At 64.7% G+C, this 21,406-nt stretch carries 23 protein-coding genes and 1 riboswitch; of the genes, 20 read left to right on the plus strand and 3 right to left on the minus strand.

Annotated features, from left to right (window positions below):
- Nucleotides 1-62 precede the first annotated feature (62 nt).
- The 6 genes from ACVWZA_RS15965 to ftsH all read left to right on the plus strand — a co-directional run bounded on the left by ACVWZA_RS15965 (nt 63) and on the right by ftsH (nt 8,410).
- Nucleotides 63-965, plus strand: a complete 903-nt coding sequence (locus ACVWZA_RS15965) for a PhzF family phenazine biosynthesis protein (protein ID WP_457312273.1) — start codon at nt 63-65, stop codon at nt 963-965.
- Between the two features lie 13 nt (nt 966-978).
- The gene (gene ptsP / locus ACVWZA_RS15970) at nt 979-3,249 is read left to right on the plus strand and encodes a phosphoenolpyruvate--protein phosphotransferase (RefSeq protein WP_457312248.1); all 2,271 of its coding nucleotides are present in this window, start codon (nt 979-981) and stop codon (nt 3,247-3,249) included.
- Between the two features lie 109 nt (nt 3,250-3,358).
- A complete protein-coding gene (locus ACVWZA_RS15975; RefSeq protein WP_457312249.1) occupies nt 3,359-4,309 on the plus strand; it encodes a helix-turn-helix domain-containing protein in 951 nt (316 codons plus the stop codon).
- Between the two features lie 61 nt (nt 4,310-4,370).
- Nucleotides 4,371-5,369: a hypothetical protein gene (locus tag ACVWZA_RS15980; RefSeq protein ID WP_457312250.1), complete on the plus strand. Its 999-nt coding sequence runs from the start codon at nt 4,371-4,373 to the stop codon at nt 5,367-5,369.
- Nucleotide 5,370: 1 nt separating this feature from the next.
- Nucleotides 5,371-6,366, plus strand: coding sequence for a tRNA lysidine(34) synthetase TilS (gene tilS / locus ACVWZA_RS15985; RefSeq protein WP_457312251.1), 996 nt, complete (start codon nt 5,371-5,373; stop codon nt 6,364-6,366).
- Between the two features lie 85 nt (nt 6,367-6,451).
- Nucleotides 6,452-8,410, plus strand: a complete 1,959-nt coding sequence (gene ftsH / locus ACVWZA_RS15990) for an ATP-dependent zinc metalloprotease FtsH (protein ID WP_457312252.1) — start codon at nt 6,452-6,454, stop codon at nt 8,408-8,410.
- Between the two features lie 503 nt (nt 8,411-8,913).
- Here ftsH and ACVWZA_RS15995 read toward each other — a convergent pair.
- Complete coding sequence (locus tag ACVWZA_RS15995) at nt 8,914-9,981, minus strand: DUF3667 domain-containing protein (RefSeq protein ID WP_457312253.1); 1,068 nt, start codon at nt 9,979-9,981, stop codon at nt 8,914-8,916.
- 92 nt (nt 9,982-10,073) lie between these two features.
- Between ACVWZA_RS15995 and ACVWZA_RS16000 the strand changes: the two genes are divergently transcribed.
- The 14 genes from ACVWZA_RS16000 (at nt 10,074) to ACVWZA_RS16065 (ending at nt 20,543) form a co-directional block, all read left to right on the plus strand.
- On the plus strand, nt 10,074-11,345 hold the full coding sequence (locus ACVWZA_RS16000) for a glutamate-5-semialdehyde dehydrogenase (protein WP_457312254.1): 1,272 nt from the start codon (nt 10,074-10,076) through the stop codon (nt 11,343-11,345).
- 30 nt (nt 11,346-11,375) lie between these two features.
- Complete coding sequence (locus ACVWZA_RS16005) at nt 11,376-11,639, plus strand: CopG family ribbon-helix-helix protein (RefSeq protein WP_457312255.1); 264 nt, start codon at nt 11,376-11,378, stop codon at nt 11,637-11,639.
- Nucleotides 11,627-11,923, plus strand: a complete 297-nt coding sequence (locus ACVWZA_RS16010; protein ID WP_457312256.1) for a type II toxin-antitoxin system RelE/ParE family toxin — start codon at nt 11,627-11,629, stop codon at nt 11,921-11,923. The genes ACVWZA_RS16005 and ACVWZA_RS16010 overlap by 13 nt, the downstream gene beginning before the upstream one ends.
- Nucleotides 11,920-12,549: a nicotinate-nucleotide adenylyltransferase gene (locus tag ACVWZA_RS16015; RefSeq protein ID WP_457312257.1), complete on the plus strand. Its 630-nt coding sequence runs from the start codon at nt 11,920-11,922 to the stop codon at nt 12,547-12,549. Before ACVWZA_RS16010 ends, ACVWZA_RS16015 begins: the two co-directional genes overlap by 4 nt.
- Before the next feature lie 8 nt (nt 12,550-12,557).
- A complete protein-coding gene (gene rsfS, locus ACVWZA_RS16020) occupies nt 12,558-12,971 on the plus strand; it encodes a ribosome silencing factor (protein WP_457312258.1) in 414 nt (137 codons plus the stop codon).
- Nucleotides 12,972-13,131: 160 nt separating this feature from the next.
- Nucleotides 13,132-13,554, plus strand: coding sequence for a 23S rRNA (pseudouridine(1915)-N(3))-methyltransferase RlmH (locus ACVWZA_RS16025; protein WP_457312259.1), 423 nt, complete (start codon nt 13,132-13,134; stop codon nt 13,552-13,554).
- Between the two features lie 5 nt (nt 13,555-13,559).
- The gene (locus tag ACVWZA_RS16030; RefSeq protein WP_457312260.1) at nt 13,560-14,750 is read left to right on the plus strand and encodes a murein hydrolase activator EnvC family protein; all 1,191 of its coding nucleotides are present in this window, start codon (nt 13,560-13,562) and stop codon (nt 14,748-14,750) included.
- 126 nt (nt 14,751-14,876) lie between these two features.
- Complete coding sequence (locus ACVWZA_RS16035; RefSeq protein WP_457312261.1) at nt 14,877-16,196, plus strand: S41 family peptidase; 1,320 nt, start codon at nt 14,877-14,879, stop codon at nt 16,194-16,196.
- Nucleotides 16,196-16,684: a disulfide bond formation protein B gene (locus ACVWZA_RS16040; RefSeq protein WP_457312262.1), complete on the plus strand. Its 489-nt coding sequence runs from the start codon at nt 16,196-16,198 to the stop codon at nt 16,682-16,684. Before ACVWZA_RS16035 ends, ACVWZA_RS16040 begins: the two co-directional genes overlap by 1 nt.
- Nucleotides 16,681-17,217, plus strand: a complete 537-nt coding sequence (locus tag ACVWZA_RS16045; RefSeq protein ID WP_457312263.1) for a demethoxyubiquinone hydroxylase family protein — start codon at nt 16,681-16,683, stop codon at nt 17,215-17,217. The genes ACVWZA_RS16040 and ACVWZA_RS16045 overlap by 4 nt, the downstream gene beginning before the upstream one ends.
- Before the next feature lie 61 nt (nt 17,218-17,278).
- Nucleotides 17,279-17,692 (plus strand): hypothetical protein, encoded by a 414-nt coding sequence (locus ACVWZA_RS16050; protein ID WP_457312264.1) that lies wholly within the window; start codon nt 17,279-17,281, stop codon nt 17,690-17,692.
- Between the two features lie 77 nt (nt 17,693-17,769).
- A complete protein-coding gene (locus ACVWZA_RS16055) occupies nt 17,770-18,285 on the plus strand; it encodes a DUF2306 domain-containing protein (RefSeq protein WP_457312265.1) in 516 nt (171 codons plus the stop codon).
- A 22-nt stretch (nt 18,286-18,307) separates the two neighbouring features.
- On the plus strand, nt 18,308-19,759 hold the full coding sequence (locus ACVWZA_RS16060; RefSeq protein ID WP_457312266.1) for a hypothetical protein: 1,452 nt from the start codon (nt 18,308-18,310) through the stop codon (nt 19,757-19,759).
- A riboswitch (ZMP/ZTP riboswitch) is annotated at nt 19,746-19,824 on the plus strand. It overlaps the preceding gene by 14 nt.
- A 20-nt stretch (nt 19,825-19,844) precedes the next feature.
- Nucleotides 19,845-20,543 (plus strand): DJ-1/PfpI family protein, encoded by a 699-nt coding sequence (locus tag ACVWZA_RS16065; protein ID WP_457312267.1) that lies wholly within the window; start codon nt 19,845-19,847, stop codon nt 20,541-20,543.
- Here the strand turns inward: ACVWZA_RS16065 and ACVWZA_RS16070 are convergent.
- Together ACVWZA_RS16070 and ACVWZA_RS16075 are read right to left on the minus strand one after the other, a co-directional pair.
- Nucleotides 20,540-21,172: a DedA family protein gene (locus ACVWZA_RS16070; RefSeq protein WP_457312268.1), complete on the minus strand. Its 633-nt coding sequence runs from the start codon at nt 21,170-21,172 to the stop codon at nt 20,540-20,542. The genes ACVWZA_RS16065 and ACVWZA_RS16070 overlap by 4 nt on opposite strands.
- Nucleotides 21,169-21,406: hypothetical protein (locus ACVWZA_RS16075; protein ID WP_457312269.1), on the minus strand; the 238-nt coding region annotated here is incomplete at its 5' end. The genes ACVWZA_RS16070 and ACVWZA_RS16075, both read right to left, overlap by 4 nt.

Below are 21,406 nucleotides of genomic sequence, written 5' to 3' on the forward strand. Positions count from 1 at the left end.
AGATTTTGAGATGAATTGTCATCATCATTTGGAGTATCGCAATGGGTCAGCTGGCGTTCGGTATGGTCGATGTTTTTGCTGATGTTCCCCTGGAGGGTAATCCGCTGGCGGTCGTCGAAGGTGGCGAGCAGCTTTCGGATGACGTGCTTCGCGCGATCGCACGCGAGTTCAATCAGGCGGAAACGACCTTCATCATGCGCAGCACGAAAGCGGACCGGAAGCTCCGTTCGTTCACTGCGGCGGGATCCGAGGTATTCGGTGCGGGCCATAATGCCCTTGGCGCGTGGCTGTGGCTGGCGCGGGGCGATGCGCTCGGCCCGTTGGACTCGGCGACGACCTTTCATCAGGAGATTGGGGACGCGGTTCTTCCGGTCATTCTCGAACGCCGCGGCGATCGGGCGCATGGTCGAATGCGGCAGAAGCCGCTCCGGCTGTTGCCGGTCCTGAGCGATACGGGCGGCCTGGCGACGGCGCTGGGTCTGGCGGCTGGAGATTTCCTTTTCGACCCGGCGCCCCGGGTGGCCGATACGGGCGCGGCGCATCTGCTGGTTCGTGTCCGTGACAAGGCAGCGGTTGATCGGGCCGAACCGAGTGTGCCGGCGCTGCTGAGCATCCTTACAGGGGCGCAGGCGGAGGGCTGTTATCTCTATTGGTTCGACGCGGACTCCGGCTCGGACGCCTATGCGCGCTTCTTCAATCCGACGGTCGGCCTTTGGGAAGATGCCGCGACCGGCACGGCGGCGGGCCCATTGGCGGCATATCTTTTCGGGGAGCGCCTGCTGCGCGGAAACGCGCTGTTGGTCGAACAGGGAACGCGCATGGGACGTCGCAGCCTCTTGTCCATCGAGGTCGGGGAACAGCCGGAATTGTCCGGTTCGGGCATTGTGGTGATGGAGGGCCAGATACTGCTCGAGATTTTGGCAAAGTCGCATGCCTGCGCGATGGCTCCCCGCGCAACAATCTGATAGCGCTGGGGTCATGCCAACTGCCGCCAACTCCGCCCGTGAAATCCTGGTTCGATTGCACGATGTGATGGCGTCGCGCACGGCGGCACAGGCCAAGCTCAATTCGGTGGTCGGGATCGTCGGCGAAGCGATGTCGAGCGAGGTCTGCTCGATCTATCTGCTGCGCGAAGGGGTGCTCGAACTCTATGCGACGCGCGGCCTGGCGCAGGAGGCAGTGCATGTCACCAAGCTCGCGCTGGGCGAGGGGCTGGTCGGCACCATCGCCGAGCAAGTCGAGACGCTCAACCTCGACGAAGCCGCGAGTCATCCCGATTTCGCCTACAAGCCCGAAACGGGCGAGGAGAAATTCCACAGCTTTGCCGGTGTGCCGATCATCCGCCGCGAACGCTCGGTCGGCGTGCTGTGCGTGCAGCATGCCGATCCGCACAAATATGACGATGTCGAGATCGAGGCATTGCAGACCGTCGCGATGGTGCTGAGCGAGCTGATCGCCAATGCCGATCTGGTCGATGCCAGCGGCGAAGCGACATTGCGCCCGCAATCGACCGCCGCGATGCGCATCGAGGGGCTCAAGCTGGTCGAGGGCATGGGCAGCGGTTATGCCGTGTTCCACCAGCCGCGCATCACGATCGAGCACACCGTCGCCGAGGATATCGATGCCGAGCGCCACCGCGTCTATGCCGCATTCGACAAGATGCGCGAGCAGATCGAACGGATCGCCAGCCAGGCCGAATTCGGCGTCGGCGGCGAACATGACGAAGTACTGCAGACCTACAAGATGTTCGCTTATGACGAGGGCTGGAGCCGGCGCATCAACGAGGCGATCGATTCCGGCCTGACCGCCGAAGCCGCGATCGAGCGCGTACAACAACGCACGCGTCAGCGCATGCGCCAGATCGACGATCCATTGCTCGCCGATCGCATGCACGACCTGGAGGACCTGTCGAACCGGTTGCTGCGCATCGTGTCGGGCCAGATGGGCACTGCCGCGCAAGGCGGGCTCAGGCAGGACACGATCCTGATCGCGCGCAATCTCGGCCCCGCCGAGCTGCTCGAATATGACCGGCGCCGGCTGAAGGGCGTGATCCTCGAGGAAGGATCGCTGACCGCCCATGTTACCATCGTCGCGCGGGCGATGGGCGTGCCGGTGCTCGGCCGGGTCAAGGGTGTGCGCCGCTCGATCGCCGAGGGCGACATGTTGCTGCTCGACTCGACCGCGGCCAATGTCTTTGCGCGGCCATCGCCGGCGATGGAGGAAGCGTTCGAGACGAAGCTGCAGCTGCGCCAGAAGCGTCGCGCGGTGTTTGCCGCGCTGAAGTCCGAATTACCGATCACCACCGACGGCCACCGCGTGACGGTGATGGTCAACGCCGGCCTGCGCGACGATGTCGCGGCGCTCGACATGACCGGAGCGGATGGCATCGGGCTGTTTCGGACCGAATTCCAGTTCCTGGTGTCGGCCACCTTGCCCGCGCGCGAGCGCCAGCAGCGGCTCTACAAGGAAGTGCTCGACGCGGCCGGCGACCGGCCGGTGATCTTCCGTACCGTCGATATCGGTGGCGACAAGGCACTGCCTTATCTGATCCAGGACGGCGGCGAGGAAGAAAATCCGGCGATGGGCTGGCGCGCGCTGCGCCTCGCGCTCGAACGTGACGGGTTGATGAAAGTACAGGCACGCGCGCTGCTCGAGGCGGCGGCGGGGCGGACGCTCAATGTGATGTTCCCGATGGTCTCCGAACCTTGGGAATATGAGGAAGCGCGCGCGCTGTTCGAGACGCAGCGCGAATGGTTCGCGCAGCGCGGTCGCAAATTGCCCAACGAGATCAATTATGGCGCGATGCTCGAAGTGCCGGCGCTCGCCGAGCAGCTCGATATCCTGCTGCCCAAGCTCGATTTTCTGTCGATCGGTACCAACGACCTGACTCAGTTCCTGTTCGCCGCCGACCGTGCCAATCCAAAGCTTGCCGAACGCTATGACTGGCTCAGCCCGGCGATCCTGCGTTTCATCGCGCGGCTCGTCGCACCGACTGCGCAAGCTGGGGTACCGCTCGGTGTGTGCGGCGAGATGGGCGGCCGGCCATTGGAGGCGATGGCGCTGATCGGGCTCGGCATCGATCGGCTGTCGATCACGCCGGCGGCGGTCGGCCCGATCAAGGCCATGGTCCGCTCGCTCGATCGGGACGCTCTGATGGCGCATATGAAGACGCTGCTGGCGGCGCCGCCGCGCGACATGCGCGGGGAATTGACCGCCTGGGCGGTGGAAAGCGGCGTCGAACTGGCGTGATTGCGTGACGGGTGGGTAAAGCGGGCGTTGACACCGCCGCGACCCTTTGTGAGACACGTCGTAATCGCAGGAAATAATATCGGGCCGCACCCTCCTGCCGGAGACACTCATGACCGACGTCGAATCCGGCGAGGAAGCCACCCTGTTCCCCAAGACGGCAGGTGAGCGGCTGCGCGATGCGCGCGAAGCACAGGGGCTGTCGCTGGCCGAGATCGCGGCGCGCACGCGCATCCCAATTCGTCAGCTCGAAGCGATCGAAACGAGCAACTTCGCGGCCTTGCCTTCGGTCACCTATTCGGTCGGTTTCGCCAAGGCCTATGCCCGGGCCGTCGGCATGGACGAAGTCGCGATCGCGCGCGAGGTGCGCAGCCAGAATGACACGGGTGTGCGGCGCACCGAATATGAAGCCTATGAGATCAACGATCCCGCGCGCACGCCGACCGGCGGTGTTGTCGTGGTCACCGCGGTGCTGGCGGTCCTCCTGCTGATCGCGGCGGGGCTGTGGTTCGGCACCAATCTGTTCCGCGGCGAAGGCTCCGCGCCTGCCTCGCCCATGGCCGAAGGCGGGGCCGTACCGATGGCACCGGTCGCCAATCCAACCCCGGCCGCGCCTGCCGGCGGACAAGTAACGCTGGTCGCGACCGACGATATCTGGCTGCGCATCTATGACGCGACCGGCAAGACCTTGTTCCAGAATACGATGAAGCCGGGCGATCGCTATGATGTACCGGCCGATGCCAATGGCCCGATGATCAATATCGGCCGCCCCGACAAGCTTCAGATCCTGCTCAACGGATCGCAGTTACCGCCGCTCGGTGACGGGCGGCTGGCGATCAAGGATATCGGTATCAGCGCCGCCGCATTGAAGGGACGGGTCAATGGCGTGTCGGTGCCGGTCGCCGCGCCGACCAGCCGGGCGACGCCGACCGCCACTGCGACGCGGATTCCACTTGCATTTACGACGCAGCGCCGACCCGAAACTTCCCCGACCGGCGTACCGACACCCGCCGCCTCAGCTACGCCGCCCGCGCCATCGGCGCCATCGACACCCACTCCTTAAGACTGGCGACAGGATGACAATGTCAGCTATACCACCCCATTCACTGCACCGGGGGGTGTTCATGCGTAACTATTTGACGGCGGCTGTTCTTCTGATCGGGGTCGGGGCGATCCCCGGCACCGCTGTCGCGCAATCGGCGGTCGAGAACCGCGTCGAGCGGCTCGAAGGTCAGATGCGCGCCGTGCAGCGCAAGGTCTTTCCGCCACAGGGTCAGGGGGGCAACAACCAGCTGATCCAGCCCGACATCGCGCCCGGCGAATACCCCACCCAGCCATCGGGGACGCCCTCGGGCAGCCCGGTCGCCGATCTTACTGCGCGGGTCGATGCGCTCGAATCGCAATTGAGCGGCCTGACCGGACAGATCGAGCAGCTCCAGTTCAAGAACCGCCAGATCGAGGAAGGTTTTGCCGCATTCAAGCGATCGACCGAGGCGCGACTGGCGGCGATCGAAGGCACGACGTCGGGCAGTGCGGTGGCCGGAGATACGGCGACGCCGCCAATCGCGACTGACCCAACCAGGCCAGTCACGCCCAAGCCGTTGACGCCAAAGCCAGTACCGCCAAAGCCGACGACACCGGCGGTGGCCCCGGCAGCGGGCACGTCCACGTCCGCCAAGGATCCGGCCCGCGCCGGGCGCCTCGCGGCAATCGAGAAGCCGGCGACCGACGACGCCGGCGAAGACACCTATAATTACGGCTATCGGCTGTGGGAGGCAAAGCTCTACCCGGAGGCCGAGGTGCAGTTCAAATCCCTGATCAAGGATTATCCGCAGCATCGGCGCATTAGCCGCGCACAGAATATGCTTGGCCGGTCGCTGCTCGATGGCGGCAAGCCAAACCTCGCGATCCTCGCTTTCTACGACAATTATCGCAAGATGCCGAAGGGCGACCGGGCGCATGAGAGCCTGTTCTATCTCGCCCAGGCGCTGGTGAAGCTCAACAAGCCGGCGGCCGAGGTGTGCAAGGTCTATGACGAGCTCGAGGATGTCTATCCCGACAAATTGTCGCCGCAGATGAAGGCCGATGTGACGGGTGGCCGTGTCACCTCCAAATGCAAATGAGGTGACGGCCTCCGACAAGGTCGCGCGTTTCCGCCGCGACCTGGAGGCGGCGTTGCGGCGGCCGTTGGGGCCGGACGATCGGCTGGCACTGGCGGTGTCGGGTGGACCGGACAGTATGGCAATGCTCGCCCTGGGCAACGCGGCTCATCCTGGGCGGACGATCGCAGCGACCGTCGATCATGGCTTGCGGCCGGAGGGTGCGGCGGAGGCGGCAATGGTTGCCCGATATTGCGCGACCCATGACATCCCTCACGCGACGCTGGCGCTTGCCGGACAGATCGGGCCGGCCAATATTCAGGCCACCGCTCGCGACGCCCGTTACCTCGCTTTGCGAGACTGGGCGGTCGAGAGCGGCGCCACCATGCTCGCCACCGCGCACCATGCCGACGACCAGGCCGAAACATTCCTGATGCGCGCGGCGCGCGGTGCCGGTCTGTCGGGGCTGGCGGCGGTGAGACCGGTTCAGGATCTGGGCCACGGGCTGATGCTGGTCCGGCCGCTGCTCGGCTGGCGCTGCGCCGAATTGCGCGCCGTGGCCGAGACCGAAGCGCTGCCGTTTGTCGATGATCCGAGCAATGCGAATGATCGGTTCGGCCGGACCCGCTTTCGGATATTGTTGCGCGAAAATTTATGGCTTGATGCGGGGCAGATCGCCCGGTCTGCGGGTTATCTCGCCGAAGCGGATCATGACCTGCGCGCCCTGGAGGCATGGCTGTGGGGCAGTCGCGCGATTCAGGGTGACGGCGACGAACGGCGGGACGAGCAGCAGGTCGATGTCACCGCGCTGCCGCGCGAGGTTCGCCGCCGTCTGGCGCGGATCGCGATTTCCCGGGTGCGCGAATCGGCGGCGATCGATTCGCCGAAATGGTCATCCGCCGCCAATATCGAAGCGCTGCTCGATGCACTGGAGGGGGGCAGGTCGGCGACCCAGGCCGGCGTGATGGCGTCGCCAAAGGGTGATATCTGGCGATTCCGCGAGGCGCCGCCCCGGCGATAGCACCTATCAGCCCGAGTCCTGCGCTTGTTCCATTGCCATTAACCTCGCGTCGCCTATCTTATGGTCACGAAAGGTACGCGCACCGATGAACGACAACGACAAGCAGCCCGGCCCCGACGGCGGCGGCCCCAACCCCTGGATGAAGAGCCTGCTCGTATGGGTGTGCATCCTCGTCGCGTTGGCGCTGTTCGTGACCATGATCGACACCCGCACCACCCCGGCGGCGAGCGGCGCGATTGCCTATTCGACCTTCCTCGACAAGGTTCAGGAGGGCACGGTCAAGGAGGTCAATGTCGCTGGCGACGTGATTTCCGGCACGCTGCGCGACGATACGCGTTTCCGTACCTATGCGATGGCCGATCCGCAGCTGACCGAAAAGCTGCGCGCCAAGAATGTCGTGATCACTGCCAAGCCTGAGGAAGGCCCGGCGATCTGGCAGGTCATCCTGATCCAGTCGCTGCCATTCCTGCTGTTCCTCGGCATCGCATTTTTCGTGCTGCGCCAGATGCAGAAGAATTCCGGCTCCGGCGCGATGGGCTTCGGTAAATCGCGTGCGAAGATGCTGACACAGAAAGAAGGCCGCGTGACCTTCGACGACGTCGCTGGCATCGACGAAGCGCGCGAAGAGCTGCAGGAGATCGTCGAGTTCCTGAAGGATCCGACCAAATTCGCGCGCCTCGGCGGCAAGATTCCCAAGGGCGCGCTGCTGGTCGGCTCGCCCGGTACCGGCAAGACTTTGCTCGCCCGCGCCATTGCGGGCGAGGCTGGCGTGCCCTTCTTCACTATTTCCGGTTCGGACTTTGTCGAAATGTTCGTCGGCGTCGGCGCGAGCCGCGTGCGCGACATGTTCGAACAGGCCAAGAAATCGGCGCCATGCATCGTCTTCATCGACGAAATCGACGCGGTCGGTCGCCATCGTGGTGCCGGCCTTGGAAATGGTAACGACGAACGAGAACAGACCCTCAACCAGCTGCTGGTCGAAATGGACGGGTTCGAGGCGAGCGAAGGCATCATCATCGTCGCGGCGACCAACCGTCCCGACGTGCTCGATCCTGCCTTGCTGCGTCCGGGCCGCTTTGATCGCCGCGTGACGGTGCCGCTGCCCGATATCGAAGGCCGCGTGAAAATCCTCGAAGTCCATATGAAAAAGCTGCCGCTGGCACCTGACGTCGATGCACGCACGCTCGCGCGCGGCACGCCGGGCATGTCGGGCGCTGATCTCGCCAACCTCGTCAACGAAGCGGCGCTGATGGCCGCGCGGCTCGGCAAGCGCCTTGTCGCAATGGCGCAGTTCGAGATCGCCAAGGATCGCGTGATCATGGGCACTGAGTGGAAATCGCTCGTCATGACCCCCGACGAGAAGCGCATGACCGCCTATCACGAAGCGGGCCACGCGCTGGTCCGCGTCCATGAACTGGCGTCGGACCCGATCCACAAGGCGACGATCATCCCGCGTGGCGGTGCCCTGGGCATGGTGGTGAGCATGCCGGAGCGCGACAATTACTCGTACCACCGCGACAAGATGTATGCCGATCTGGCGTCGGTCATGGGTGGCCGCGTCGCCGAAGAAGTGATCTTCGGTCACGACAAGGTGTCGTCAGGCGCCTCGAGCGACATCAAGCAGGCGACCAAGCTCGCCCGCGCGATGGTCACGCAATGGGGCATGTCGGAAGCGATCGGCCCGCTGCAATATGAAGAGCAGCAGGGTGAGACGTTCCTCGGTTATTCGCAGACTCAGCGTCACAACATGTCGAACGAGACGGCGCTCGCGATCGATGGCGAAATCCGCCGATTGGTCGAGGGCGGGCATGCTCGCGCGACTGAGCTGATCACCAGGCATGTCGATCAGCTGCACGCCATTGCCGGCGCATTGCTCGAGTTCGAGACGCTGACCGGTGAAGAGATCAAGGCGCTGGTCGCGGGCAACGCAATCGATCGCGACAGCGGGCCCAAGGCGCCATCGGTGCCGGCCGGCGGAACCTCGATCCCCAAGACGCGCCGTCCCAAGGGTCCGTTCGGCAACCCGGCACCGGCCGGGGCCTGATCCAGGTCATCAGCCGCTTCGGCGGTTCGACCATAACCCTCCCGCGCGGATCCGCGCGGGAGGGTTTTTTATGACCCGATGCGTTCGTGCCGAGCGAAATCGTTTGAGCGAAGCCAAATCGGGCACTCGCATGAACGATATTCGGCGGGCGGGCTTCCCGCCGGTCATGGGAAACGCTTGAGGCTCCCAATCTCGGCGTGTCCCGCATCCAATGTTGGCTGCTTTATATTAAGCTATTGATATATAAGATAATAATATAGCGAGCTCCTGTCCCGGCGGCGGCAGGAGATTTGACACTAAGGGGTGTGACATATCTCTGACCGCTCGTCGCCGCGGTCCTGCCGCCGGTGGTGATTCACCCATGACGGCTAAGCTGGCATGTCATCCCCTGCCGGTTTTACACCGGCGCGCTCTTTCTCATTGTCCGAACGGGGTTGCCGCAGGCGAGCGCAAGGCTTCGCGTCTGACCAGCTCTACCCGTGCGTCTGAACAGCGCTCGACGTCTAGCCGGTCAGGCCGAGCACCAGCAGCAGCATCCCCCAGAGAATCAGCGCGAACAGTGAAAAGGTCATCAAGATGACGGTGCGCCACAACGCCGATCGCTTGCGCAGCGAATAGGCACCGCGCAATTGCGCGAACATATGTACCGGCGGTGCGATCAGCAGCAGCGCGGTGAGCCATCCGCTCGGCACGTTGACCATCAGCCCGAGGCTGAAGACGGTCACCAGCAACATCATGAAGCACAGCGAATAGGTCACGAAGATCGCGTGATCGTAAAGCTTGAAGCGACGCCGCCACAGAAACAGCAGAGCGACGAACGGCACTGAGATCGGGATCAGCGCCCAGCTATATTTATACGCGCTCGACTGCAGCTTGTAGAGCATCAGCCCGGGGTTGGCGTTGAATTTGGCGACGCCCTTGTCGAGTGCGGGCCAGCTGGTCGTGAGATCGGAATGACTGCCCTTGGTGCCGCTGCCGGGTGCCGCGGTGGCCGTGCGTGCGGTCTGCAGCGCCTTCACGGTGGAGCGCATAGCGACGATATCGTCGCCTGGGTCGGTCGTGCCGGCCTTGGTCGACGCCGCTTCGAGCTTGGCCAGTTCGGTCGAGGCCTTGGCGATCTGTTTATCGAGATTGCTGATCGTCGTTTGACGCGCCGCCGGGGTCAGCCCGTCGTCGAGTTCGCCGCCGAATGTGTGGATCGAGGCGAACATCAGGAACACGAAGAACAGGTACAGCGCGAGCGGCGAGACGAAGCGCGCGCGCTCGCCCGCGACATAGCGCCGGGTCAGCGCACCGGGATGGAACAGCAGCATCGGCAAGGTGCGCCAGATCTTGCCCTCGAAATGGAACACGCCATGAAGCAGGTCGTGGCCGATCGAGCCGAGCGAGCGATGGACATGCTCGCTCTGGCCGCACGCATGGCAATAATCGCCGATCAGCGCGGTGCCGCAATTGAGGCACAGGCCATGTGCATGGCCCGTGGCATGGCCATCGCCGGCGCCCGGTTCGACCGCGCGCCCGATCAGAGCACCCGTGGCGATATCGCCGACTGCTTCGATTTCCCCCGTCATCACCGCGCGGAATAGCATCACGATGCGAAAAGACGATAGCGTTTTGGGCGATCAATATTTGGCCGTGCGCGGTGGGCGTGATAGCCACGGTCATGGCTACCGACGTTCTCGATCTCGATCCCGTCCGGCTCATCGCCGATATGGGCGCCCGCGCCCGCCAATCCGCACGCATGGTTGCCGCGCTGCCGTGCGTCGCTAAATCGCGTGCGCTCGATGCCGCGGCGCAAAGATTGCGCGACGCGGCCGCAGAGATTCTGGCGGCGAACGCGCTCGATATGGCGCATGGGCGGGAGATCGGGCTGTCGGGGGCGATGCTCGATCGGCTGATGCTCGATGAAGGTCGCATCGAATCGATGGCCGCCGGGGTCGCGGCAATCGCCGCGCTACGCGATCCGGTCGGCGCGGTAATCGACGAAAGCCGCCGCCCCAACGGGCTGGTGCTACGCCGGGTCCGCGTCCCGATCGGCGTGATCGGCATCATCTATGAAAGCCGCCCCAACGTCACCGCCGATGCCGCCGCCTTATGTGTCAAGGCGGGCAATGCAGTGATCCTGCGTGGCGGATCCGAAGCGGTGCATAGCAACCGCGCGATCCATGCCGCCTTTGTCGCTGGGCTGGCGGAGGCGGGGCTGCCCGCCGATATCGCGCAACTCGTGCCGACGACCGATCGCGCCGCTGTCGGCGCCATGCTTATCGCCGAAGGAGCGATCGACCTGGTCGTTCCGCGCGGCGGCAAGAGCTTGGTCGCGCGCGTCCAGGCCGAGGCGCGCGTGCCCGTGCTCGCGCATCTCGACGGGATCAACCATGTCTATGTCCATGCATCGGCCGATCCGGCGATGGCGACGTCGGTCGTGGTCGATGCCAAGATGCGTCGTACCGGTATCTGCGGCGCAATGGAGACCTTGCTGATCGACCGCGATTATCCCGATCCGACGGGGCTGACCGCTGCGCTGCGGGCGGCCGGATGCGAACTGCGCGGGGATGCCGCGACGCGCGCTCTCGATGCCGGTGTCGGGATCGCGGACGATGCGGATTGGGATACCGAATATCTCGACGCGATCGCCTCGGTCGCGATCGTCGATGGGGTCGATGCGGCGATGGCGCATATCGCGACGCACGGGTCGCATCATACCGACGCGATCATTGCCGCAGACGATGGCATCGCGGAACGCTTCATCGCCGGGGTCGATTCGGCGATCGTGCTGTGGAACGCCTCGACCCAGTTCGCCGATGGCGGCGAATTCGGACTGGGCGCGGAGATCGGTATCGCGACCGGCCGGCTCCATGCGCGCGGCCCCGTCGCGCTGGAAGGGTTGACGACCTATAAATGGGTGGTGCGCGGTACCGGTCAGGTGCGGGGTTGACGATGTGTATCTGATGTATACATTCGAATCATGAGCAAGACTTCGGTCATTACCGCAAGGCTCGATACGGAAACGGTCGAACTCGTCGATCGCATCGTCGAGGCGCGTGGACAAAGTCGTTCTTGGTTTATCTCTCGGGTCGTCGGCGAGGCGGCTCGCCGCGAAGAGGCATTTCTCGCTTTCGTTCAACAGGGTATAGATGAACTTGATCGTGGCGAGGGGATCCCGCACGAAGTGGTCATGGATGAACTCGACGCGATGATCGCGAAGCATGAGGCACGATGCCGCGACTGATCTGGTCGCCTTCATCGCTTGATGATCTGAAAACCATCGACCTTTATCTCAAGCCGATCGATGGCGGCGTTGCAGGCCGAACGCTCCGCGCCATTCGCGCGACAGCCGATCGGCTGCGTGATTATCCTGGGATCGGTCGCGCGTTGGCGGAGCCATTTCGCGTTCTGGGGGTGCGGACAACGCCCTATCTGCTGGTCTATCGTGTCGCCGAAGCCGGAATCGAAATCGTGCGTATTCGACATGCGAGAGAAGACTGGCTGACCGAAATCGAGGGTGAGCTATGACCCGCATCGGCTTGCTCGGCGGTTCGTTCAATCCTGCGCATCGCGGCCACCGCGCGATCAGCCTCGCGGCGATCTGCGCGCTCGATCTCGATGAAGTGTGGTGGCTGGTGTCGCCCGGTAATCCACTCAAGGACCCACTCATGAATGGCGCGCGGGATATGGCCCCGCAGGCCGTGCGGCTTGCCTCGGCGCGGGCGATGGCGCGGCATGCGCCGATCCGGGTCAGCGATATCGAGGCACGGCTCGGCACGCGCTATACCGCCGATACGCTCGGCAAACTGGTCCGGCTCTATCCGAAGAAACGCTTCATCTGGCTGATGGGGGGGGATAATCTCGCCCAGTTCGACCAGTGGCGGAACTGGCGCGGGATCGCTCGCGAGGTTCCGATTGCGGTAATCGCGCGTCCGGGGTATGACCGGGCTGCTCGCGCGGCTCCCGCGATGGGTTGGTTGCGGCGCTTCATCCGGCCCGCATACCAGGCAAAGAGCTGGACGACGTGGAGAATGCCGGCACTTGTGCTGTTGCGATTCCGCCCTGACCCCACCTCGGCGACCGGGCTGCGCAAGGCCGATCCCGCCTGGCAACGGCGTTTCTTGCCGCAATCCGGATTAACACGCTCATCATAGGAATCGTTTTGGCTTCAACTTCACCCGTCATTCGCGCGACCGACCCGGAAGAGGTCGAGGCACTGCACAAGCTGGTCCTGGCGTCGCTCGACGACGATCAGGCGGTCGACACGATCTCCATCCCGCTTGCCGGCAAATCGTCGATCGCCGATCATATGGTGATCGCAAGCGGCCGGTCGACGCGCCAGGTCGCGTCGATGGCGTCGAAGCTGGCCGAAAAGATCAAGGGCGAGCTTGGCCGCCAGACGCGGATCGAGGGGCTGCCGACCGCCGACTGGGTGCTGATCGATGCCGGCGACGTGATCGTCCATCTGTTCCGCCCCGAGGTCCGCAGCTTCTACAATCTCGAGCGGATGTGGGCGTTCGGCGACGCGCCGCTCGTGCCGGACGCACCGGCGCTCGACGCTGATTCTGACGACTGAGAGACGTTCGAAAATTCGCGAAAGAACGAATTTTGGAGCGGCACCGGCCCGCTTCCCCACCCGGCCACCCGTTCAGGATATTCTGTGGGTGGCCGGGTGGGGAAGCGGGCTGGTGCCGCTGAAATGCGCCGGCGGCGCATTTCCAAACGGACTCTAGGCCTTGCTGCTCCACATCGTCGCGCGCGGCCGCATCGGGCAGAGCCCCGAGGCGGAACTGGTCGCGCGTTATCTGAAGCGGCTTTCCTGGCCGACCAAAGTCACGGAACTGCCCGATACCGGCGGCAAGATGCCGCTGGTCGAGCCGCAGACGCGTATCGTCATGCTCGATGAAACCGGCGATGTGCTGCCCTCGCGCGTTTTCGCCGAAAAGCTCGGCCGCTGGCGTGACGACGGCGTGCGCGAAACACGTTTCATGATCGGCGCGGCTGATGGTTTCGACGATGCCGAGCGTGACGGCGCCGACCTGCTGCTCTCGTTCGGCCGCGCGACCTGGCCGCACATGCTCGCCCGCGCGATGCTCGCCGAGCAATTGTGGCGCGCGGCGAGCATCCTTGCCAACCACCCCTATCACCGCGAAGGATGAGCGGCATGCGGGGCGGCATCAAAATCGCTGGCTTGGTCGTGGCGGGTGCCGCTGCCATCGGCCTGGGTGCGCCATCGCTTCCCGCTCAGGACCAGCAGCAACGGCTCGCCGAGGCCAAGGCGCAATCCCAGGCCGCCGCGCTCCGCTCGCAGCGGCTCGAGGCGCAGGCCGGGCGAGAACGCGACCAGGCGCGCCAGGCGCGTGCGCAGGAAGCCGCCGTCGCCGCACGTGTCCAGCAGGCCGAGGCCGATATCGCCGCCGGTCAGGCACGGATCGAGATCATCCGCCGCCAGCTCGGTGAGCAACGCGCGCGGCTTGCGGAGCGTCAGGGGCCGATCGTCCGGCTGGTCGCGGCGCTGCAGTCGCTGGCGCGCCGTCCGGTGCTGATCAGCGTTGTCCAGCCCGGATCGGTCAACGACATCGTCCATGTCCGCGCGGTGCTGGCGAGCAGCTTGCCGGTGATCCATGCCCGCACCGCCGATGTCCGCGCCGATCTCGCGCGGACGCGCGCGCTGCAGGCGGATGCCGCGCTGGCCACCCGGACGCTGGCCGACAGCCGCACCCGGCTCGAGGCGCAGCGCCTTGCGCTGACCCGGCTCGAGGCCGAACACCGGCTGCGCTCGCGCTCGCTCGGGCGTGACGCGCTGTTCGAATCCGACCGCGCCATCGCCATGGGCGAGCGGGCGCGGGATATCGTCGATCTGATGGATCAACTCGGCAATCAGGCGGCGGTGCGCGAAAGCCTCGAATCGCTGCCCGGCCCCTTGCCGCGTCCGCCGCGACCGGGCGAAGTCGCCTCGCCGTTCGACAGCGTGTCATGGTCGCACGGTTCGCCACCATATCGCCTGGCGGTGCTCGGCAAGGTGGTTATCGGGCTGGGCGAACTCTCCGATGCCGGCGTGCGCTCACGCGGTCTGACCATCGCCTCGGCCGCCGAAGCCGCGGTGGTCGCGCCGGCGGCCGGACGGATCGCCTATGCCGGCGCGTTTCGTGGTTATGGCACGATCGTCATCATCGACCATGGCAATGGCTGGACCTCGCTCGTCTCGGGCCTGGGCGCGACCTCGGTACGGGTCGGCGAAAGTGTCGGCCAGGGCGCGCCGATCGGCCGTGCGACCAAGGGCGACGACCCGCGCGTCACCATCGAACTGCGCCGCAAGGGGCGAGCGGTCGATATGACACCGCTGATCGGTTGAGGGTCTTTTTCGCGAATTCTCAAACGAACTCCGACCGCTCAGACCCTGTTCATCCTCTGGCCGCTTTGATCGTGCCGAATTAGCCGCTAGAGTCGCGGCAACACGCTCTTCCCGAAATGGAATTCAATGGCTCGTCCCTTTATCCAGGCCACCGCGATCGCCGCCATCCTCGCGCTCGTGCCGACAGCGACCGCCGCGATGGCGCAGGTCGATACTGATGCTTATCGCGAGATCGACCAGTTCATGGACGTCTTCAATCGGGTGAAGGGCGCCTATGTCGACAAGGTCGACGACAAGACTCTGATCAAGGGTGCGATCGACGGCATGCTCGCCGCACTCGACCCGCACAGCGCGTTCGAGACTGGGCTCGATTACGACAATCTGCGGATCCAGACGATGGGCAGCTATGGCGGGCTCGGCCTGACCGTCACGGCGGAGGACGGCGCGGTCAAGGTCATCGCGCCGCAGGAGGACACGCCGGGCTTCCGCGCCGGGATCAAGTCGGGCGACTACATCACCCATATCGACGGCAAGCTGATCTACGGCCTGAGCCTGGACGAGGCGATCACCCAGATGCGCGGCACGCCGGGCAGCAAGATCGCGCTGACCCTGGTTCGTCCGGGCCGCGACAAGCCGATCGAGGTGACGCTGGTGCGCGAGAAGATCGTGCAGAAGCCGGTGAAGTGGGAGGTCAAGAACGGCATCGGCATCCTCAACATCAACACTTTCTCCGAAAACACCGGTGCCGCGGTGAAGGCGGGCATGCTGGGGATCGAAAAGTCGCTCGGCCATGCGCCGCTCGGTTATATCGTCGATCTGCGCGACAATGGCGGGGGCTTGCGCGACGAGGCGATCAACGTCGCCGACAATTTCCTCAATTACGGAGAGATCGTTTCCGAACGCGGCCGTGAAAAGGGCGATATCGAGCGGTTCTACGCCAAGAATGGCGACCCCTCGCACGGGCTTCCGGTCGTCGTGCTGATCAATTCGGGCTCGGCGTCGGCGTCGGAGATCGTCGCCGGCGCGCTGCAGGATCACCACCGCGCGCTGGTCATGGGCGTTCGATCGTTCGGCAAGGGATCGGTGCAGACCGTGCTCGACCTGGGCAACAACTCGGCCCTGCGCCTGACGACGTCGCGTTACTACACGCCGTCGGGCCGGTCGGTGCAGGAGGGCGGGATCGAGCCCGACATCAAGGTGCCGCAGATTTCCGATCCCGATTTCAAGACGCGCCCGGTGTTCCGTGAGGCCGATCTGCGTCGCCATCTGATCAACGAGGTCAAGGCCGACAATGCGGTGTTGGAAGAGGATACCAAGGACGATCCGCGCTACAGCGCGACGCCCGACCAGCTCAAGACCAAGGGGGTGACGGACTTCCAGCTCGATTATGCGCTGAAGACGATCGCGCGACTCGGTGCCGCGCCGAAGATGGCATCGGGCAAATAATGTCGCGCACGCGTTTCCAGCTGGCGCACGAGCTCGCCTTTTTCCTGCCCGTCACGCTGATGGCGGGGGCGCTGCTCTCGCAATATTGGGGCGGGCTATATCCGTGCGAGATGTGTCATTGGCAGCGCTGGCCGCATTATACCGCGATTGCCCTGGCCGGCTTCGCCTTCTTTGTGCCGCCGGCCGCGCGGCGCCCGCTGGTGATGCTTGCCGCGCTGGCGATCGCGACCAGCGGCGCGATCGGCGTGTTCCATGCCGGGGTCGAATATCATTGGTGGCAGGGGATCACAGCCTGCGCATCGACGATCACCCAATCGGGCGGTACACCGGAGGAGATGCTGGCGCGCATCATGGGCGCGCCGCTGATCCGCTGCGACGTGGCGCAATGGAACCTGTTCGGAATCTCGCTCGCTGGGTTCAATGCGATCTTTTCACTAGGCGGTGCCGCCACCATCTTGTGGTTGATGCTACAAGATCGACGTAGATGAGCGGCTGGAAACCCGGTGACGCGAAGCGTGCCACGCACAGCATGATCCGGGTGGATCAGGCGGGCGAATATGGCGCGACGCGGATCTATGCCGGGCAGCTGGCGGTGATGGGCGACCGTACGCCGGCCGCGCGCGCAATCGCCGGCATGGCCAATCAGGAAGAACGCCATCGCGCCTTTTTCGATGCGATGATCGCGCAGCGTGGCGTGCGTCCGACTTTGTTGCAGCCGTTCTGGAATGTCGCCGGCTTCGCGCTCGGTGCGGTGACGGCGGCGCTCGGGCCGGCGGCGGCGATGGCTTGTACCGTCGCGGTCGAGACCGAGATCGACAAGCATTACGCCGATCAGCTGGTCGAACTCGGCGACAGCGATCCCGAACTCTCTGCCGCGGTACTGGATTTCCAGGCCGAAGAGGTCGAGCATAAGGAAGCGGCGCTCGCCGCGGGCGCGGAGATGGCGATCGCCTATCCGTTGCTGAGCGCGGCGATTCGCCTGGGTTGTCGCGTCGCGATCGCCACGGCGAAACGGATATGATTGAATTCATGGAGACGCGAACGGCGCTGGAGCGTCGTTTGGTCGGACAGGAGCAAGGCCGATGAAACTCGCACTTCGCACGGCATTCGCCGCAACCATACTCGCCACCGGCGGAGCCGTCGTACCGGCATTCGCCCAGAACGCGCCGCAGAATGGCGTGCTGGTGATCTACGGCACGCAAAAATGTCCCACCGATCCGAACGGCAACGAAATCGTCGTGTGCGAACGGCGCAGCGCACAGGAACAGTTCCGCATCCCCAAGGAATTGCGAGAGCTTGAAGTCACGCCGGAGAATGAAAGCTGGGCGGTCCGCGCCCAGTCCAACGATCAGGCGGGTGCGGGCGGTATCGGCAGCTGCACCACGGTCGGACCGGGCGGCGCGAGCGGCTGTTTCGTGCAGCAGGCCAACCGGACACGAAGCGAAAACAAGGCCAAGAAGAAGGCCAATGAGCAGGTGCAGGATTCGCTGCCCTGATAAGCGGTTGCACCGCGTTGCCCGCGCGCTAGAGACGGTTCCGGGTGGTCGTATAGGTCGCCGGTCGCGGGGAAATGATGGCAACGCTCGCTGATACCTATCCGGCGCCACGGCCGAAATCGCTCGCGCCCGATAATTTCGAGCGAATCCTCGCCTTTGCCGCGATCGCGCTTTTGCTGGTCGTGCTCGTCGCACTGGCCAAGGGGCATGCGCAATGGGGCCTGTTGCCATGGCAGGTCTGGGCTCATCTCGCGACGGTTTTGACCGCGCTTGCACTTACCCCGGTGATGCTGCTGCGGCGTAGGGGCGATCGGCCGCATCGCGCACTCGGCACGGTCTGGCTGGTCGCGATGATGGCAACCGCGTCGATCTCTTTCGAAATTCGTCTCTCCAATCGCGGTGGTCTCGGCTTCATCCACATCCTGTCGGCATGGACGCTGATTCAGGTGCCGATCATCTGGTGGAGCGCACGGACGCACAATATCGCGCGCCACCGCAGCGCGGTGCGCGGCATGGTGCTGGGCGCGCTGATCATCGCGGGGTTCTTTACGCTGCCGTTCGGGCGGTTGCTCGGCACCTGGCTGTTCGGTTGATCGCGTGAAAGAAACGCCAATCGTGCGTGCGCCGCATGCGATCGCGATGGGGTTGTTCCTGCTCGCCTGGCTGTCGTGCGTCTGGTTCGGATCGTGGGAGTTCAATCCCAACAATTCGACGCGGCTGTTCGCCGCGATTTCGCTGGTCGAACAGGGCGACGCGACGATCGACGAATTCCACCCGATGACGATCGACAAGGCGCAGTTCGGGGGGCATTATTATACCGATAAGACGCCCGGCATGACGCTGATGGCGATGCCGGCGGTATGGATCGCGGACTTGCTGACAGGTGACCGCGCGGACCAGCATACGCCCGATTTCGGCGATGCGCGTTTTGAAACTTTCGTGAAATTGCGACTGCGCCTGGCGGTCGCGACAACGGTTGCGGTGCTGATCGCCTTCGCGGCGGTGCTGTTGTTCGATCTGGCGACCGGCATCACCGGCAATGTTAAAGCGGGCCTGATCGCGGCACTCGGTTATGCCATGGCGACACCCGCCTGGGGCTGGTCGACCACCCTGTTCGGTCATGCACCGGTCGGCGCATTGCTGCTGATAGCGACCTGGGCGGTGTGGCGCGGCACTTCTGGGCCGCGTGAACTCGGCCGCTGGCGTTATCCGCTGATGCTCGGTGGCGCGCTCGGCTGGGCGATCGTGGTCGAGCTGCCTGCGGCCCTGCCCGGCTTCGCGATTGGTGTGTGGGCGATCTGGCGTACGCGCGAGCTGCGATGGCCTGAGCGCCTGACGCTCGCCGGCCTGGCCGCCGCCGCAGGACTCGTCGCGCTGGTGCCGATGGTCGTTTATAACGAAATCGCCTTCGGCGTGCCGTTCAAGGTCGGTTATCAGGGCGTGGTCGGCTTCGAGGGGATGGAGCAGGGGCTGTTCGGCCTGACCTATCCGCATATCGAAGTGCTGGCGCAGATCATTGCCGGGCCGGAGCGTGGCCTGATCTATGTCGCACCGATTCTGCTCCTCGCGCCATTCGCCCTGTCCCGGCTGATCCGAACGCGCGAGACCCGCGACCTCGGCTGGCTTGCGCTGGCCATCACGATCATCGTGCTGCTGTATAATTCCTCCTATTATTATTGGGACGGCGGCCATTCGACCGGGCCGCGCCATTCCGTGCCCGCGCTCGGTTTCCTCGCGCTCGGCCTCGCACCGCTCTGGCAGGTATCGGGCCGGATCGGGCGGCGCTGGTTTGCCGGGCTGATGGCCGTGAGCATGTTCATCAACCTGGCCATCGCGGCGGCGGAGATCGCCGCGCCGCATGGGTTCAGCTTTCCGGTCTATGACCCGGTGATGACGCATTTCCTGACTCTTGGGATCACCACCCTGCCGAGCGATTGGTGGGGATGGCGGCGCGGCTTCGGGCTGGGTTTGTATCTGGCGCTTGCGCTGCCGCTGCTCTGGTTCCTGGTCCGTGCCGCGGCCTTGTCGGACGCATCGACGGAGAGTAATCCAGCGATGGTCGCGTGACTGGCGAAGCGTGGAGCACCACGGGGAAGCGGGACCGATCCACGCCGCTCGCCTGGGCAAGCTCACCGTATAAGGAGAGATTCCCATGGTCGAACTGTCCCCGATCCGCGTCGCCTTTCTGCTTTTCCCGAACGTTACACAGCTTGACCTGACCGGCCCTGCCCAAGTGCTGTCGCGGCTTGGCAATGTGACGATCGATCTCGTCGCCAGGTCGCTCGATCCGGTCGCGACCGATTCGGGCTTTGCGCTGCTGCCGACCACGACGTTTGCGACCGTGAGCCAGCCGGACATCGTCTGCGTGCCGGGCGGCTTCGGCGTCACCGATGCGAGCGAGGATGACGCGACGATGGCCTGGGTGCGCTCGACGGCGGCTGGCGCGACCTGGGTGACCAGCGTCTGTACCGGGGCACTCCTGCTCGGCGCGGCGGGGTTGTTGCGCGGCTATCGCGCGACGACGCATTGGGCGCAGCACCAGCATCTTGCAGCATTCGGCGCGATCCCGGTGCATGATCGCGTGGTGTTCGATCGCAATCGCGTGACCGGCGGCGGGGTCACGGCGGGCATCGATTTCGGCCTCGCGCTGACCGCCGCCATTCGCGGCGAGGATCATGCCCGGCTGGTCCAGCTCAGCCTTGAATATGATCCCGCGCCGCCGTTCGATTCAGGATCGCCAGATCGCGCCGATGCGGCAACACTCGCCCGCTATCAGGCGCTGGCGGCGCGCGGCGCGCCGGATCGCGACAAACGCACGCTGGCGCTCGCCGCGCGAATGCCGCCGGCTTAGGGCTTGCGTTTCATGCCCCGCACGCGGTGCCAGATATAGAAGGCGATCCCGGCGAACAATACCACGCCGATCAGCGCATCGGCGCTGTGGAACGCGGCCTTGAGACGCGGGTCGCTGTTCCATTTCTCGCCCAGGACCATGCCGAGCCAGGCCAGGCCGAAGCACCACGGCCATGACCCGACAAACGTGTAAATATGGAACGGCAGCAGCTTCATCTTCGCCACGCCGGCGGGAAAGGCGATGAACGAACGGATCACCGGCAGCAGCCGGCCGATCAGCACCGCCGAATTGCCGAAGCGCGCGAAGAAGCGATCGGCGGCGTCGAGTTCGCCCGGGCCGATCAGGACATAACGGCCCCAGCGCTCGATCGCCGGGCGGCCGCCGCGCTTGCCCAGTTCATAGGCCGGGATCGAACCGATATTGCAGCCGATCGCACCGGCCGTTGCCGCCAGGTACAGATTGAATTGCCCGGTCGAGACGAGATAGCCGGCGAACGGCATGATGATTTCGGACGGCAGCGGAATGCATGCCGATTCGATCGCCATCAGCAGCGCGATGCCGAGATAGCCGCCGCTGGAGATAACCCAGATGGTGAAGGTGGCGAGGATGCCCAGGATGTGCTCGATCATGCGCCGGGGCGATGGGGGAGGTCGAAGCGAAAGGGAAGAGATTTTCGTCTTTGCCCTCTCCTCGGGGGTCTACCGGATGCACGGAAGTGGGTATTCAAGTTTGTAATAAGCTGATTCATTGATCCGGTGATGGATTGGGGATTGGCATGGAACGGCTTGGAGTTGGCGATCCGCGCGTTGAGGCGCGCGGGGTCCATTTGTTTGAGCGGATAGTGGAGACGGGCTCGGTTGTGC

The sequence above is a fragment of the Sphingomonas sp. UYAg733 genome (genome assembly GCF_054057355.1).

Bases quoted from the DNA above. Each gene is read 5' to 3' on its own strand.
- ACVWZA_RS15975 (WP_457312249.1), top strand. From the start codon at position 3,359: ATGACCGACGTCGAATCCGGCGAGGAAGCCACCCTGTTCCCCAAGACG.
- ACVWZA_RS15965 (WP_457312273.1), top strand. From the start codon at position 63: ATGGTCGATGTTTTTGCTGATGTTCCCCTGGAGGGTAATCCGCTGGCG.
- ACVWZA_RS16045 (WP_457312263.1), top strand. From the start codon at position 16,681: ATGAGCGGCTGGAAACCCGGTGACGCGAAGCGTGCCACGCACAGCATG.
- ACVWZA_RS16070 (WP_457312268.1), bottom strand. From the start codon at position 21,172: ATGATCGAGCACATCCTGGGCATCCTCGCCACCTTCACCATCTGGGTT.
- ACVWZA_RS16040 (WP_457312262.1), top strand. From the start codon at position 16,196: ATGTCGCGCACGCGTTTCCAGCTGGCGCACGAGCTCGCCTTTTTCCTG.
- ACVWZA_RS15995 (WP_457312253.1), bottom strand. From the start codon at position 9,981: ATGACGGGGGAAATCGAAGCAGTCGGCGATATCGCCACGGGTGCTCTG.
- ACVWZA_RS16035 (WP_457312261.1), top strand. From the start codon at position 14,877: ATGGCTCGTCCCTTTATCCAGGCCACCGCGATCGCCGCCATCCTCGCG.
- ptsP (WP_457312248.1), top strand. From the start codon at position 979: ATGCCAACTGCCGCCAACTCCGCCCGTGAAATCCTGGTTCGATTGCAC.
- ftsH (WP_457312252.1), top strand. From the start codon at position 6,452: ATGAACGACAACGACAAGCAGCCCGGCCCCGACGGCGGCGGCCCCAAC.
- ACVWZA_RS16015 (WP_457312257.1), top strand. From the start codon at position 11,920: ATGACCCGCATCGGCTTGCTCGGCGGTTCGTTCAATCCTGCGCATCGC.
- ACVWZA_RS16000 (WP_457312254.1), top strand. From the start codon at position 10,074: ATGGCTACCGACGTTCTCGATCTCGATCCCGTCCGGCTCATCGCCGAT.
- ACVWZA_RS15980 (WP_457312250.1), top strand. From the start codon at position 4,371: ATGCGTAACTATTTGACGGCGGCTGTTCTTCTGATCGGGGTCGGGGCG.
- ACVWZA_RS16055 (WP_457312265.1), top strand. From the start codon at position 17,770: ATGGCAACGCTCGCTGATACCTATCCGGCGCCACGGCCGAAATCGCTC.
- ACVWZA_RS16065 (WP_457312267.1), top strand. From the start codon at position 19,845: ATGGTCGAACTGTCCCCGATCCGCGTCGCCTTTCTGCTTTTCCCGAAC.
- ACVWZA_RS16005 (WP_457312255.1), top strand. From the start codon at position 11,376: ATGAGCAAGACTTCGGTCATTACCGCAAGGCTCGATACGGAAACGGTC.
- ACVWZA_RS16050 (WP_457312264.1), top strand. From the start codon at position 17,279: ATGAAACTCGCACTTCGCACGGCATTCGCCGCAACCATACTCGCCACC.
- ACVWZA_RS16010 (WP_457312256.1), top strand. From the start codon at position 11,627: ATGCCGCGACTGATCTGGTCGCCTTCATCGCTTGATGATCTGAAAACC.
- ACVWZA_RS16030 (WP_457312260.1), top strand. From the start codon at position 13,560: ATGCGGGGCGGCATCAAAATCGCTGGCTTGGTCGTGGCGGGTGCCGCT.